We start from the raw sequence: 12,869 nt of genomic DNA on the forward strand, positions 1-12,869 counted from the left end.
AAGCTGGTGGCTCATATCCATATGGAAAATCAAAATAAATCGGGTCGCACCAAATTCCGGTCCCGGTTGAAATTTATGATTGAAAAGCTGCGCGACCGGATTTTGGACGGCACCTACAAGCCGGGTGAATTTCTTCCTTCGGAGTCCGAGCTGGTACAGCAGTACGGATTGAGCAACAAGTCCGTCAGGAAAGGGCTCGACGAGCTGGTGGCCGAAGGTCTGATCGTCAAGGTGAACCGGGTCGGAAGTAAAGTAACGGAAAAAAGCCACGAGTCCACCGTCGTCACGCTGGGCGTCAGCTCTTCGATCGAGAAGGACATCCTTCTCTCGAAGTTGCTGGACGACTTCAGCGAGCTGTACCCGCATATACGCGTGAAGATCATGACGATCACGATGACCAACTACACGAGCCAGATCAAGAGCTATCTGGACAACGGATTAATCGATGTGTTCACGCAGAACAGCCTCCACTTCCAGGAGCTGGCGGAGAGCGGCGCGCTGGACATGCTCGAGCCGCTGAAGGCGGAGAAGGACATCTATCCGTTTTTAAACGACGTGTTCAGCTACCGATCTCTGCAGTATGCCGTCCCTGTCGTATTTTCCCCGATCGTGCTCGCGTACAACCGGACTCATTTCAGCGAAGCGCAAGTGCCCGAACCGGACGGGAGCTGGACATGGGAGGACGCGCTGGCGCATGCCGGGACGCTGTCGAGAGCGGCGGCCGGGCGGCTGGGACTGTACTTCATTATGGTTTCCTCGCTGCGCTGGCCGGTGTTCCTCATGCAGAGCGGAGAAAACATCGAGCCGCATCCGAGCGGCGGGTTCCGGCTCGAAGGCAGCAAGCTGCTCGAGAGCATACGATTGTGCAAGCGGATCATCAAGGCGCAGGACAACTACCTCGGATTTCTGATCGAGGACAACAAAGACGTCATGGATCTGTTCCGCCAGGGCAAAGTATCGATGATGCTGGCGAGCTACATGGCGTTGAACGAGCTGAAGGATTCGGCTATCGACTTCGATCTGTCGCCGGCCCCGTTCATCGAGGCGCCCGCGACGATGCTCCACACGATCGGGGTCTCGATGCGCAAGACGGATCATGTGGCGGCCCGTCTGCTGGTCGATTATATGGCTTCTCCGAGAGCGCAGGGCATGATCCGCAAGTGGTCGAACAGCATACCCGCAGTCAGAACGGTGAACGAATCGCGATTGGAGGAGCGGGACGCGATCAACCGACCGCCCCGCTATCCGCTCTATCGCGAGATTATGGCTACGTACAGCACGCGCAGCCGGTTGAACATATCGGCCGAAGCGTTCCACCAGCTAGGCAGGCTGCTGAAGCGGTATTGGTCGGACCTTATCACCGAGGAAGAGCTGTGCGCCAAGGTGAATGAACTGCTTGTCCAAGGATAGGGGGGAGGGAGCGATCCCTCCTTTTTGCTGTACATTTTCTTTGTAAATTCCTTTTTTAAGTCAATCTGCTGTACATGATGAGAAATTTAATTTGACATTCGAGCGACATTTGCTTAAGATTGACCTAGGAAAAGTAAATCAAATATACAGCAGTTTGCGCGAGGCGCAATCGGTTCCGAGCTGGAGGGAGCCTACACGGGAGGTGAGCCGCGCGTCGAGTACGCGGAGTACGTGTAAGAACAAGCATTTATACGAACGCTATTTCAGCTAGACCATTGCTTCTTACTTCCAAGGAGGGTCCACATGAAATCGGTTTTGAAAGCGACTTCAGTATCACTTGCGTCGATCGTCGTTCTTACTTCCCTAGCAGCTTGCGGCGGCAATTCTTCGAATAACACCGCCAGTCCTTCCGCCACGGCCGGTGCCTCGGCCGGCGCATCCGCCGGCGCTTCCGACGCGGCCGCCCAGGTTTATCCGGAGAATGGCCTGCCGAAGGACGAGAAGGTAAAGCTCAAGGTCGGCTTTTTTGAAGGCGGCATGGGCCGCGAATGGTTCGATACGGCGTTAGCGTCCTTCAAAGAGAAATTTCCTAACGTATCGTTCGACGTCACGTACTCCCCGACGATCTCGCAGGTCACGCAGACGAAGATTGCGGCGAACGACGACAAAGACATGTTCGACCTGTTCTCGGGAAGCATACCGGGAGGCATCGCCAGCTATGTCGAAGCGGGCAAGCTTGAATCCGAAGAGGACCTGTGGGATCACAAAGCTTACGACGGCAGCGGCAAGACGCTGAAGGAAGTTTCCTTCGAAGGAAGCTTCGACTCGTCTCCCCGCACGAAGGGCAATACGTATGCCTTCCCGATCTCGGCCAGCGGCTCCGGTCTGATGTATAACAAAGCGTTATTTGAGAAAAATGGCTGGAATGAGAATCCGAAAACGTGGAGCGAGTTCATGAAGCTCTGCGAAGATATCAAAGCGGCCGGCCTCTATCCGATTACGTTCCCCGGCGTCTATCCGGACTACATCACCAATGCGTTCGGTCAGCCCAAAGTATACGAGCTGGCGGAGGAGAGCGGTACGCTCGACAAGGTGTTCGAGGATTATCACAAGTTCAATCTGCCTTACTTCCTCGCTCCCGAAAACCTCGAGCGCTGGAACCGGATTTACGACATGGGCAAAAAGGGTTACTTCCCGAGCGGTCTGGCGGCGCTGAACCATACGCAGTCGCAAATGCAGGTCGTACAAGGCAAAGCGGCGATGGTGGCGACAGGCACCTGGGTCGAGAATGAGATGAAGCAGTCGACGCCGGAAGGCTTCAAGTGGGGTTATATGACGGTCCCTATGGCGGAGAAGCCCGACAACACGAAGTGGATCACATTCACGCCGGGTTCCGGCTTCCTGATCTGGGCGGCCAAGCCTGACCTGAACAAGAAGTGGTCCAAAGAATTTATCGCCTGGCTGTGGAATCTGGACAATCAACTGCAAATCGCGGAGAAGGGCGGCATGATCCCGCTGAGAGCGGACTTTGCCGACGATGCGTCCCGCCTGGCCAAGCTTCAGAGTCTGCCGAGCGCATTCCTCGCTTATATGAAGGACAACAAAGTGAAGATGGACTCCGGCGCCGCAGACGTCACCTTGACGGACCCCGCATTCGAGCAGGCGAACAAGGTCATGTCCGAATCGATCACGCAGATCGCGACGGGCAAGCAGGATCCGCAGCCGAAGCTGCAGGAAGCTGAAAATTACCTCAAAAAAGCGATCGAGGCACAGGGCAAGTAAAAATTTATCCGCCGAGGAGGGGGGACGCTCCCCCTCCTTTCTTATCGGCTGATCTCAGGAAAGGAGCGCTGAACCTTGACTACGCTTCGAAGCGATCGCGACCGGAATGGACAGAAACGAAGCAGTGTGCTGCAAAAAGCGAATGTTCAGAAGTGGATATTTCTTGCTTTTGCCGTAGTGCCGACCTTTGGCGGTTATTTGCTGTTTGCGCTGTATCCCAATGTGCTGTCGATCTATTACTCGCTGCTGGATTGGAACGGCATTACAAAACCGAAGTTCATTTACTTTGAAAATTACGTTCGCCTGTTCAAGGATCACTACGTATGGCGGGCGCTTGGTCACAATTTGTTTTATATGGCGACCGTGCCGATTTGCGTCATCCTGATTTCCCTCGTGCTCTCCTACCTGCTTACGAACAAGGGGTACAAGGGAACGCCCGTCTTTAAAGTGCTTTTCTTCTTTCCGAACGTACTGTCCACCGTGGTCGTCTCCTTGCTGTGGGCGTTTATCTACGACGGCAGCTTCGGCCTGCTGAATGCGTTCCTGAAGCTGTTCGGCATCGACATGGACGGATTTTATTGGCTCGGGGACACCCGGACTGCGTTGTATGCGGTTCTGCCTCCGTACGTATGGGCGGGCGTCGGGCTGTATATCGTCATTTTCATGAATGCGATGACTACGATTCCCAAGTCGCTGTACGAGTCCGCCATCCTGGAGGGCGCGGGGCATATGACCCGGCTGTTCCGCATTACGATCCCGCTCATTACGCCTTTGATCCGGGTGAGCGCCATTTTCCTCGTGCTCGGCACGCTGAAGAGTCTCGATCTGGTCCTCATCCTCACGCGCGGCGGTCCGGCGGGCTCTACCGACGTCATCGGCCTGTATATGTTCAATATGGCCTTCGGGGAGCAGGTCCAGAACTACGGCTACGCTTCTGCGATCGGCATGTTCTTGTTCGTCATTCTTGTCGGAGCCAAGCTGATCGTCGACAAGCTGTTGCCGGACCGCGGTTACGAATATTAAAGGTGGTGGACCATGAAGGAGCGGCGCAATTTTATCGACCTGATCTGGTGGATCGTACTCATCGTCTGGTCGTTAACCATTCTTTTTCCGATTGTATGGGATTTTTATGAATCGCTGAAGACGAATCCGGAGTTTTTCCAAAACGTATGGGCTTTGCCGGATCAGCTCCAGTGGGCGAATTACAAGAAGGCTTGGCTTAACTATCATCTGCTGAACGCGATGCTCAATACGCTGTATTACGTCGGAGCGAGCCTGTTGATCGGCACGTTCCTGACCGCCCTGAACGCCTACGCGCTCACCCGCATCGAGTTTAAGGGCAGGAAGTTCATCTGGGGCATGATTATGCTCTCGTTGTTCCTTCCGGGCATCAACGCCCTCATCCCGCAGTATATTCTCATGCGCGATCTGCATTTGACCAACAGTCTTACGGGCCTTATTGTGCTCAACTGCCTGGGAGAGAGCGTCTTTTTCCTCATGCTGCTCGGCGGGTTCATGCGGGCGTTGCCGCGTGAGTTGGAGGAGAGCGGGACGATCGACGGCGCGTCGATTTTTAAAATGTTCATTCGCATCATTATGCCGCTCGCCATGCCGGGTGTCGTCACGGTAGCGATCTTCAAGTTTATCGGACTGTACAATTCCTTTTTGGAGCCTTTCATCTATTTGAGCGATTCGAGCAAGTATACGATCGGCGTCAACATTTATCATGCCAACATGCTGATGCAGTACACCAACGATTGGGTGACGTTGTTCGCCGGCGTCATCATTACGATGATTCCTTCCGTATTGATCTTCATGTTTTTCCAGAGATGGATTATGGAAGGGGCCACGCTCGGCTCCGTCAAGGGGTAAGCGGTCAGGAGGAATCCCGATGTTCGAAAATCAAGCAAACGAACGTGCCGGCGGCGGAGCCGGACAGAACTTCCGCGAACGCACGCAGCAATTCATGGCGCAGGCGGTCCAGGCCGCAGGCCAGTGGTACGACCGCGAAGGAGCGTGGCTGGCCGACACTACGCCGCCCCACACAAGGGAGCGATACTGGCTGGCCGGCGCCATGTACGCAGCGGGCGAAGCGAAGTGGGCGGATGCCATCGTTGCAAGAGGCGAGACGGAAAGCTACGGCTCGATCCGCTTCAATATTTTCAACACCAACATCGCCGCCAGTCTGTTAGTCTCTCACCGCGACAAGATGTCGGCAGCCGTTCGCGGCCGGCTCGAGTCTCTCGTACGGGACGGCTTTTCTTTCAAGCCGGGCAACCGCCAGCCGGATTTTCAGTTCCACGGCTACAACGACAACATGCCTGCCAAGGCGACGGCGGGGCTGATTCTGGGCGGAGAATTGCTCGGCTGCCGTGAAGCGGTCGACTACGGCCTATGGAACCTGCGGCAATTCAGGGCGATGCTGGTGCGGGACGGCATCAATAGCGAGTTCAACTCGCCGACGTATTCGGGCCTGACGATCCGCTCCATGGGAGACATCGCCGCGCATGCGCAGGACGAGGAAGCGCGTATGATAGCGGCCGGGATCGAGCAGCGGCTATGGATCGACCTGGCCGCCCGCTTCCACCCGGAGATGGGCGTGCTTGCGGGGCCATACTCGCGCGCCTATACCGTGGACACCGCAGCGCATGCCAGTTGCATCTCCAGCCTGCTGTGGTTCTGTCTGGGCGACCTTGTCCATCCGTCTCCGCTGCTGCTGTTCGACAAGCCGGACGATCTCGTCCTTCACCATATGGGCGACGTTCCGTTTAACGTCGCGCAGTTCTGCTGGTTCGCCGGCGGCGAGTACCATATCCCGGACACGGCCTGGCGGCTGTTCGACGCCAAGTCCTATCCGTTCAGCGCGGTTGCCTCCTGTGAATTGGGGGCGGGCGAAGGCACGGACTTCCTGGCGCGGACCAGCCGGATCGAGACGGCGCTGTTCCCCGACTTCGCGCTCGGCACGTCCAGCGCGCCGTTCGGCAGCATGGATCAGAACAACAGCTACTTTGTCGCCTACAAGCGGCAAGAGCAGGTCGCGTCCTATCGGGATATCGGCACGATCTTCACGAAGCTTGCGGTTAACGGCGACAAGCCGGGAACGGTAGTCCGGGCGAAGGACGGAGATCGCGAATATTCGAACGTCGGAGAAGTCGACATTGTCGGCTCCTGCGCCAATACGCTGACGATCCAGTCCGGATCGACGGCTCTGGTGCTCACGCATCCGCATCCGTCGTTCGACGAGGCGGCGGCGCGCAAGCCTCTGTCGGCGATCAGCGAGCAGATCATCCTGTCGACGCACGGCGGAGACGTGGAGGAGCTGATCGTCGGCGGCGTCCCGAGGCAGGACTGGTCGGGAGAGGTGAGGCATGGGGAATGGATCGTCTGCCGCACCGGACGATTGCTGTCGGCCTTCCGTCCGCTGGTCTACACGCGAAGCGGGCAGCCGGTATCGATCAGCCTGGAATCGAACGCGAACTACAAATTCATATGCTCCCGCTTGTACGAGGGGGAAGCACGATGCTTCACCCGTGACGAGCTTCGATATTTATTCGGCGGATTCGTAGCCGAGCATGCCGGCGTCTCGGATTATGCCTCCCTCGCAGCGTTCGCGCAGGAGCTTGAAGCGGCGCAATTCACCGACTATTACTGGACTACGCGCCGTGTGCGGTACAGACGCCCTGCCGGGCAAGGCGGACAGCCGCTGGAGCTGGAGACATCCTGGAGTCCGGGAGCGATGTCGCCGCGATATGCGACGATTAACGGCGCCCGCATCGAGCAGCCTCTTGTGGCCATTGACGGTGTGAGCAGTGAGGAGCTGCCGTTTCTGAACGAGCCTTTTACGTCGATTCCGTCCTTTTTCCCTTGGGAGGATCTGTCGGTTGCGTGGGGAGAATGTCCTTCCGCCATCGGCGATCGCGAGGAATGAGGCGAAGCGACAAGTTATTTTGGAGGTGAACGATGTACAAGGCGGCCATTATCGGAGCCGGAGCCATCAGTTCGTTGCACTTGCAGGCTCTGGCGGAGATGAAAGAGATCGAGGCGGTTGCGATCGCCGACATCGACGAGAAGCGGGCCACAGACGCCTCCGCACAGCATCATATTCGCGCGTATACCGATTACCGGCATATGGTCGACATCGAGCGGCCGGATATCGTCGTTATTACGCTGCCGCATAATTTGCACAAAGATTGTGCGATCTGGTGCGCGCGCAGCGGCTGCCATATTTTGCTGGAGAAGCCGATGGCCATCTATGCCTACGAATGCGATGACATATTACAGGCGGCAAACGACAGTCGAGTCAAGCTGATGGTCGGTCACACCCAGCATTATTTTGCCGAAAATATGATCGCGAAGAAAATCGTGCAAAGCGGTCAGCTCGGCAAACTGGTCATGATTAACGATGTGCGGCATGTCGATTATTACGCCGCGAGCCGGCCGAACTGGTTTTTCGAGAGCGCCAGGTCGGGAGGCGGGATCGCGATGAACCTCGGGTCGCATGCCGTCGATAAGATTCAGTGGCTGACGGACAGCAAAGTTGCGCAAGTCAAAGCTTCGGTCAGCCATTACGGCGCCAAGGGAGACGTTGAAGGCAGCGTGACGGCATTCGTCAAAACGGATCAAGGCGTACCGTGTACGATCAGCCAGAGCGGGTACGGCGGCGTGCACAGGGACGAGACGGAAATCATTTTTACGCAAGGCATGCTGAAGCTGCGTACCGGGGTGGGGCTATGGATTAGCGAAGCCGGCGAATACCGGCAACTGGAGGCTGTGCAGGCGGCTCCTCCGTTTGTCCTTCAATACCGCGATTTGCTCGGCAGCATCCGTACGGACACCATTCCCGAATGCTCCGGTGAATACAGCAAAAGCGTCATTGCTGCGGTACAAGCGATGTATGCGTCGCACCGCAGCGGGCAGGAAGTTGTTGTACAACAGCAGTAAGGGGGATTTAGCGTGCTTAACAGCGATTTGATCGCATATTTGCAGCCGTCTCCGAACCGGTTCAACGGAACGGAGTGGCGCGACGTGACCGGCCGGATCACGGATATCGAAGCGGACGCCGATATGCTGCTTCTGAGCGTATCCTTGCCGCCGGGTCTCTATCGATGCAGGCTGCAGACGCTGGACGGCGCTTTTGACATGAATACGGCGATGATCCCGATGGTGCGGGTGCCCGACGGCAAGCTCGAGCCCGTCGGGCCTTGGGACTTCGATCATCTGAGCGGCGTCATGGCGATGCCGATGGCCAGAACGTACGTGAACGGCCGATTGGTAGGCGGCATGTGGTTCGACATGCCCGGACCGGAGGATATCGCGAATAGCCGGCTCAATGCCGACTTCGGCTTCGAGGCCGGCAGCGGCGAGACCGAATTAAGGCTTGAATTCGTCGAGCGCGATCGTACGCGGATCGACTGGCAGCGCATCAAGTTCATCGAGATCAGGACGGACGACCGTATGCCGCTGGAGCTGAAGCCTGTAGGCGCAGGCCATCCGCGGGTGTATCTGAATTCGGACGAAGCGGATCGGCTGCACCGCAGACTGGCAGGCGATCCCGCCTTCGCTGCGATCGTGGAGCGAATCAAAAACAGCCCGCCGGGCAGCGTCGAGTTCGATCTCGTCTGCCTCGCATACCTGGTGACGAAGGATCGGGACATCGGGGAGTCCGTAAAGTCGAAAATCGATGAACTGTGCCGCATGCCTACCTGGTCGGGAAAAGCGGACCCGCTCGTCATGGGCGGAGAGAACGACCGCGGCATCGCCCTGAAGCTGTATGCGATCGGGCTCGCCCGGGATTGGTGCTCCGATCTGTTCGACGCGGACGAGCAGTCGCGGATGAAGGAAAAGGTCGGAACGTATATCCGGAAACTGTACGACTTCACAGTTTTGCAGCGAGCTTATATGGGCTGTCCGACGCCGGAGCCTCATTCGCTCGGCACATGGAACGGCACGGCGATCGCATGTATGGCGTTTTACGACGATCTCGCGGAAGCCCGCGCGGCCCTTCCGTTTTTCCACGGGCTGTTTGTCCAGAGCCTCCGCTTGTTCCCGCAGGACGGCAAAAACGTATGGGTCACTTATTTTCCTTTTCATCTGATTCGTTATTTGGCGGCGGCGCATACGTTTGGCGGGCAGCGTCCCGAGCTTGGACAGAGCTCCTTCCTGGATCGTCTCGGCCACGCGATGCTCGCTTGCTTCAACGCGCCCAACAGCCAGGAATTGCAGCGGGGCTTGCGCACGCGGGAGCATCGCTACCTGGCGGCGTATTTGAACCGGTTCCATCCGACGGCGGGCATCGATTCGATCTATCGGACGTTCGCGGACCAGGAACGTACAGCGGCTGGGGACGTCGAGCTTGGCCTGTTCGATCTGTTGTATGCGCCGCAGCAGCAAGGAGCGGCTGCGCCGTATCCGAAGCGGCCCTTCTACGCCAAAGATATCGGCGTAATTACATTTGCGTCCGGCGGACGGATCGCCGGCACGTTTGTCGCCGGGCTTAAGGCGGGCCGCTCCGTAAGCTTCAACATCCAGACCCATAACCGCGAATTCCCGCCGGCGATGGGAGGCATCCAGCTCAATGCGGACGGCGGTCCCGTGCTGGTCGACATCGGCTCCTACGGATTGGACAGCTCCCTTTGCAATGCGATGTGCTTTGACGACGGGGGCTGCTACACGCAAGGACAATACTTGAACGGCAACGTCGGACCGGAAAAAAGCTCGTACATTCGCCGCTGTCTGGTCGGCGAGCGGTTCATCTATGCGCATGCCGTCATTACGAGCGAGCTTCATCCCCGGCATCAGGTGAAGCGCGCGGAGCGGATCATCGTTGTCGATCAGCATACCGGCGCCATCGTCGTCTCCGATTCGTTCGAGGGCGACCGCCCGCTCCATTTTGCGACGCATCTGCATTGCTCGGGCTCCGTGACGGATCTCGGAGCGGGACAATATCGTCTTACGGGCGGGCAAGCCAACCTTATCGCAGGCATCAAGGACGGCGACAAAGGTCTGAGCGACGACGAGAAGGGCGAAGTGTTCGTCAGCGTCCTGGACGGACCGGACGACCGGAGCGTCCGGATCGAGGAGCCGGTATGGCATCCGACTTATATATACGGCTTGAACGGCAACGCCGGCGAGCAGGATATCGAATACGGCCGCTTTCCGCATTACCGGCGCTGGCGTCTTGCTTATCCGTCGCAGGTCAAGCAAGGAACGTTCCTGTTTGCCATCACGGCGGCTCCCGGTCAGATCGCGCTGCAAGACGGCGTCATTTCATTTGAAGGCGGTGCCGGTCTGCAATTCGGAGCGGAGCGGCTCATGCGGCTGCAAGGCTGCGAGCTTCGGTCCGAAGCGGTCATATCGGACGCGGCGCATCGGCGCTTGACTGCGCTCGGCTTGCGCGAATTGCGGATGGGAGAACGCGCGGCGGTCTTCAAGTCCCCGGTGGACATCGAGCTGGAGCTTGGCGATGACGGGCTGCGGGGGATGATATTTGCTTCAACGAGCCGCTGCATGGAGTCGGCTATGGGACTGGAGGCGAGCGAGTGGACGCATGATCCGTTGAACGCCCGCAGCCATAGCCCGTGGCAAGCCTTTCTTCGAAGCGTCTGATTGTGTCCAGGTTGTCAGAGTCGGGGTCGAACAGCTGCGGAATATTACATGCTCTGAAAATGGGAGAGATCAACGTTGCGAACTTTTAGAGCCGGACTCATCGGTTGCGGACAAAACGGTAAAATTCATACGGAATACGTCCGCCAGTTGGACGGCATGGATATGGTCGCTTTTTGCGACGTAAACGAGGATCACGCCCGGAACTTGCTCGAGGAGTTCGGCGGCGACTATGCGACCGGCGATGCGGAACGGTTGTTCGCCGACGAATCGATCGATGCGATTTATATATCCACCATGCACAATACGCATGCCGATTATTGCATCAGGGCACTGGACGCGGGCAAACATGTGATGGTGGAGAAGCCGCTGGCCATGAATGTGGAAGACTGCCTGCGCATCGACGATGCCGTCAAGCGAAGCGGCAAAAAGGTGATGACGGCGTTCAAGATGCGTTATTATGATATGCTGTTAAAAGCGAAAGAACTGATCCCCGAGCCGCTGCTCGTCAGCATGCAGATGATGGACGACAAGTGGCCGGCGGATATATGGGCCAACGATCCGACGTTCGGGGGCGGCAATGTGTTGTCCCAAGGCTGCCACTCGGCCGATATTATGCGGTTTATGGTCGGCAAGGACCCGATCGACGTCTACGCGGCCGGAGCGAACTATTATCAGCAAAATGCGAAAGTGGACAATATGGCCGCGATATTCCGCTTCGACGACAATGTCGTCGGCAATTTGATCCAGGGCGATTGCAAGTGTCCGCCCTTCACGAGCAAGTTTTTTATGCAGCTATTCGCAGAGAACAAAACCGTGACGATTTCCGATAGATTGACGACTTTGACCTACAGCGAGGATGGCAAGGACCCGGTCGTCTATCACGGCAAGGAAACCGGCATTCTCGAAGAAAATAAAGCATTTATCGAAAGCCTGAGACAGAATACGGAACCGCCGATCAACCATTTGGACGGTCTGTATGCGACGTTGATGATGCTGCAGGCGGTAAAATCGGTGAAGAGCGGGAAGCCCGAGCCGATCCGATCTCTGATTCAAAGAGAGCAAGCCGTCCTGCGCTAACCGGTCAATGCGTCAGCATGAAGCCCGGGCAAGAAGGGAGCTTGGATCATGAGCAATTATGTCAAGATCAGCACGATCGGCAGCCGCGAGTTCAACGTCGACGAGCAACTGGCGGCTGAGGAGATCGTAGATCGGATGATTGAGCATCTGCGGCAGAAGCTGAGTCAGGTGCTTCCCGAGCAGCCCGATATTATCGTGCTGCCTGAATTTTGCGACATTCCCTTCAATGTCTTTTTGTCGCCTGCCCGCACGCACGACTACTGCCAAGTACGCGGAGAGCGGATTTTGCGTTTTTTATCCGATATTGCGAGCGAGCACGGCTGCTATATTGCGTATCCGACATTGCGGCTGCAACAAGATCAGTCCTGGCGCAATTCAATCGCGCTGCTGGATCGAAGCGGCGAGATCGTGGGCGAATATGCCAAAAACCATCTGACGCTGGGGGAAATCGAGGATTACGGCGTCGCTCGCGGCACCGAGGCCCCGATCATCGCTTGCGATTTCGGGCGGATCGCCTGCGCGATTTGTTTCGATCTGAACTTTGACCGGCTGAGACTGCAATATGCAGAGGCGAAGCCCGATTTGATTATATTTTCCTCGATGTACCACGGCGGGATTATGCAGCCTTATTGGGCTTATTCCTGCCGGTCTCATTTTGTGGGCGCCATCGGGGGCGGCCAGCCGAGCGCGGTGCTGTCCCCGGTCGGCGAGGTGCTGGCCACGAGCACCAACTATTTTGATTATGTCACGACAACCGTCAATCTCGACTGCGCGGTTGTGCACCTCGACTACAACATGGAGCGGCTGAGCCGGCTCAAGGCCAAGTACGGGGCCAAAGTCAAAATCGCCGATCCCGGCTATTTGGGTTCCGTCCTCATCTCCTGCGAGACGGACGAATGCACGATCGAGGACATCATTCAACAGTTCGATATCGAACTGTTGGACGATTATTTGAAGCGGGCATCCGCATGTCGTCCCTGAGGGGGCATGACTTT

At 57.1% G+C, this 12,869-nt stretch carries 9 protein-coding genes; all 9 read left to right on the top strand.

The features are described from left to right. The first annotated feature begins 75 nt into the window (after nt 1–75). The 9 genes from VQ071_RS17650 to VQ071_RS17690 all read left to right on the top strand — a co-directional run bounded on the left by VQ071_RS17650 (nt 76) and on the right by VQ071_RS17690 (nt 12,855). On the top strand, nt 76–1,410 hold the full coding sequence (locus tag VQ071_RS17650; protein ID WP_340515424.1) for an extracellular solute-binding protein: 1,335 nt from the start codon (nt 76–78) through the stop codon (nt 1,408–1,410). Nucleotides 1,411–1,713: 303 nt separating this feature from the next. Beyond that, nucleotides 1,714–3,192 carry an extracellular solute-binding protein gene (locus VQ071_RS17655; protein WP_340515425.1) on the top strand — a complete coding sequence of 493 codons (1,479 nt, stop codon included), beginning with the start codon at nt 1,714–1,716 and terminating at the stop codon, nt 3,190–3,192. Nucleotides 3,193–3,267: 75 nt separating this feature from the next. Continuing rightward, a complete protein-coding gene (locus VQ071_RS17660; RefSeq protein WP_340515426.1) occupies nt 3,268–4,215 on the top strand; it encodes a carbohydrate ABC transporter permease in 948 nt (315 codons plus the stop codon). 12 nt (nt 4,216–4,227) lie between these two features. Beyond that, nucleotides 4,228–5,064 carry a carbohydrate ABC transporter permease gene (locus VQ071_RS17665; protein WP_340515427.1) on the top strand — a complete coding sequence of 279 codons (837 nt, stop codon included), beginning with the start codon at nt 4,228–4,230 and terminating at the stop codon, nt 5,062–5,064. A 19-nt stretch (nt 5,065–5,083) separates the two neighbouring features. Continuing rightward, nucleotides 5,084–7,120 (top strand): hypothetical protein, encoded by a 2,037-nt coding sequence (locus VQ071_RS17670; RefSeq protein ID WP_340515428.1) that lies wholly within the window; start codon nt 5,084–5,086, stop codon nt 7,118–7,120. A 32-nt stretch (nt 7,121–7,152) separates the two neighbouring features. Beyond that, nucleotides 7,153–8,133: a Gfo/Idh/MocA family protein gene (locus VQ071_RS17675; protein WP_340515430.1), complete on the top strand. Its 981-nt coding sequence runs from the start codon at nt 7,153–7,155 to the stop codon at nt 8,131–8,133. Between the two features lie 12 nt (nt 8,134–8,145). Then, a complete protein-coding gene (locus VQ071_RS17680; protein ID WP_340515432.1) occupies nt 8,146–10,797 on the top strand; it encodes a hypothetical protein in 2,652 nt (883 codons plus the stop codon). Between the two features lie 75 nt (nt 10,798–10,872). After that, entirely contained in the window at nt 10,873–11,874 is a 1,002-nt protein-coding gene (locus tag VQ071_RS17685; RefSeq protein ID WP_340515433.1) for a Gfo/Idh/MocA family protein, read from the top strand. Nucleotides 11,875–11,922: 48 nt separating this feature from the next. Further along, the gene (locus VQ071_RS17690) at nt 11,923–12,855 is read left to right on the top strand and encodes a carbon-nitrogen hydrolase family protein (RefSeq protein WP_340515434.1); all 933 of its coding nucleotides are present in this window, start codon (nt 11,923–11,925) and stop codon (nt 12,853–12,855) included. The last annotated feature ends 14 nt before the right edge of the window (nt 12,856–12,869 follow it).

The sequence above is a fragment of the Cohnella sp. 56 genome (assembly GCF_037963805.1).
Taxonomy (GTDB): domain Bacteria; phylum Bacillota; class Bacilli; order Paenibacillales; family Paenibacillaceae; genus Cohnella.

Excerpts from the sequence above, each read along its gene's own strand:
- VQ071_RS17650 (WP_340515424.1), top strand. The coding sequence starts at position 76 with ATGATTGAAAAGCTGCGCGACCGGATTTTGGACGGCACCTACAAGCCG.
- VQ071_RS17655 (WP_340515425.1), top strand. The coding sequence starts at position 1,714 with ATGAAATCGGTTTTGAAAGCGACTTCAGTATCACTTGCGTCGATCGTC.
- VQ071_RS17665 (WP_340515427.1), top strand. The coding sequence starts at position 4,228 with ATGAAGGAGCGGCGCAATTTTATCGACCTGATCTGGTGGATCGTACTC.
- VQ071_RS17670 (WP_340515428.1), top strand. The coding sequence starts at position 5,084 with ATGTTCGAAAATCAAGCAAACGAACGTGCCGGCGGCGGAGCCGGACAG.
- VQ071_RS17675 (WP_340515430.1), top strand. The coding sequence starts at position 7,153 with ATGTACAAGGCGGCCATTATCGGAGCCGGAGCCATCAGTTCGTTGCAC.
- VQ071_RS17690 (WP_340515434.1), top strand. The coding sequence starts at position 11,923 with ATGAGCAATTATGTCAAGATCAGCACGATCGGCAGCCGCGAGTTCAAC.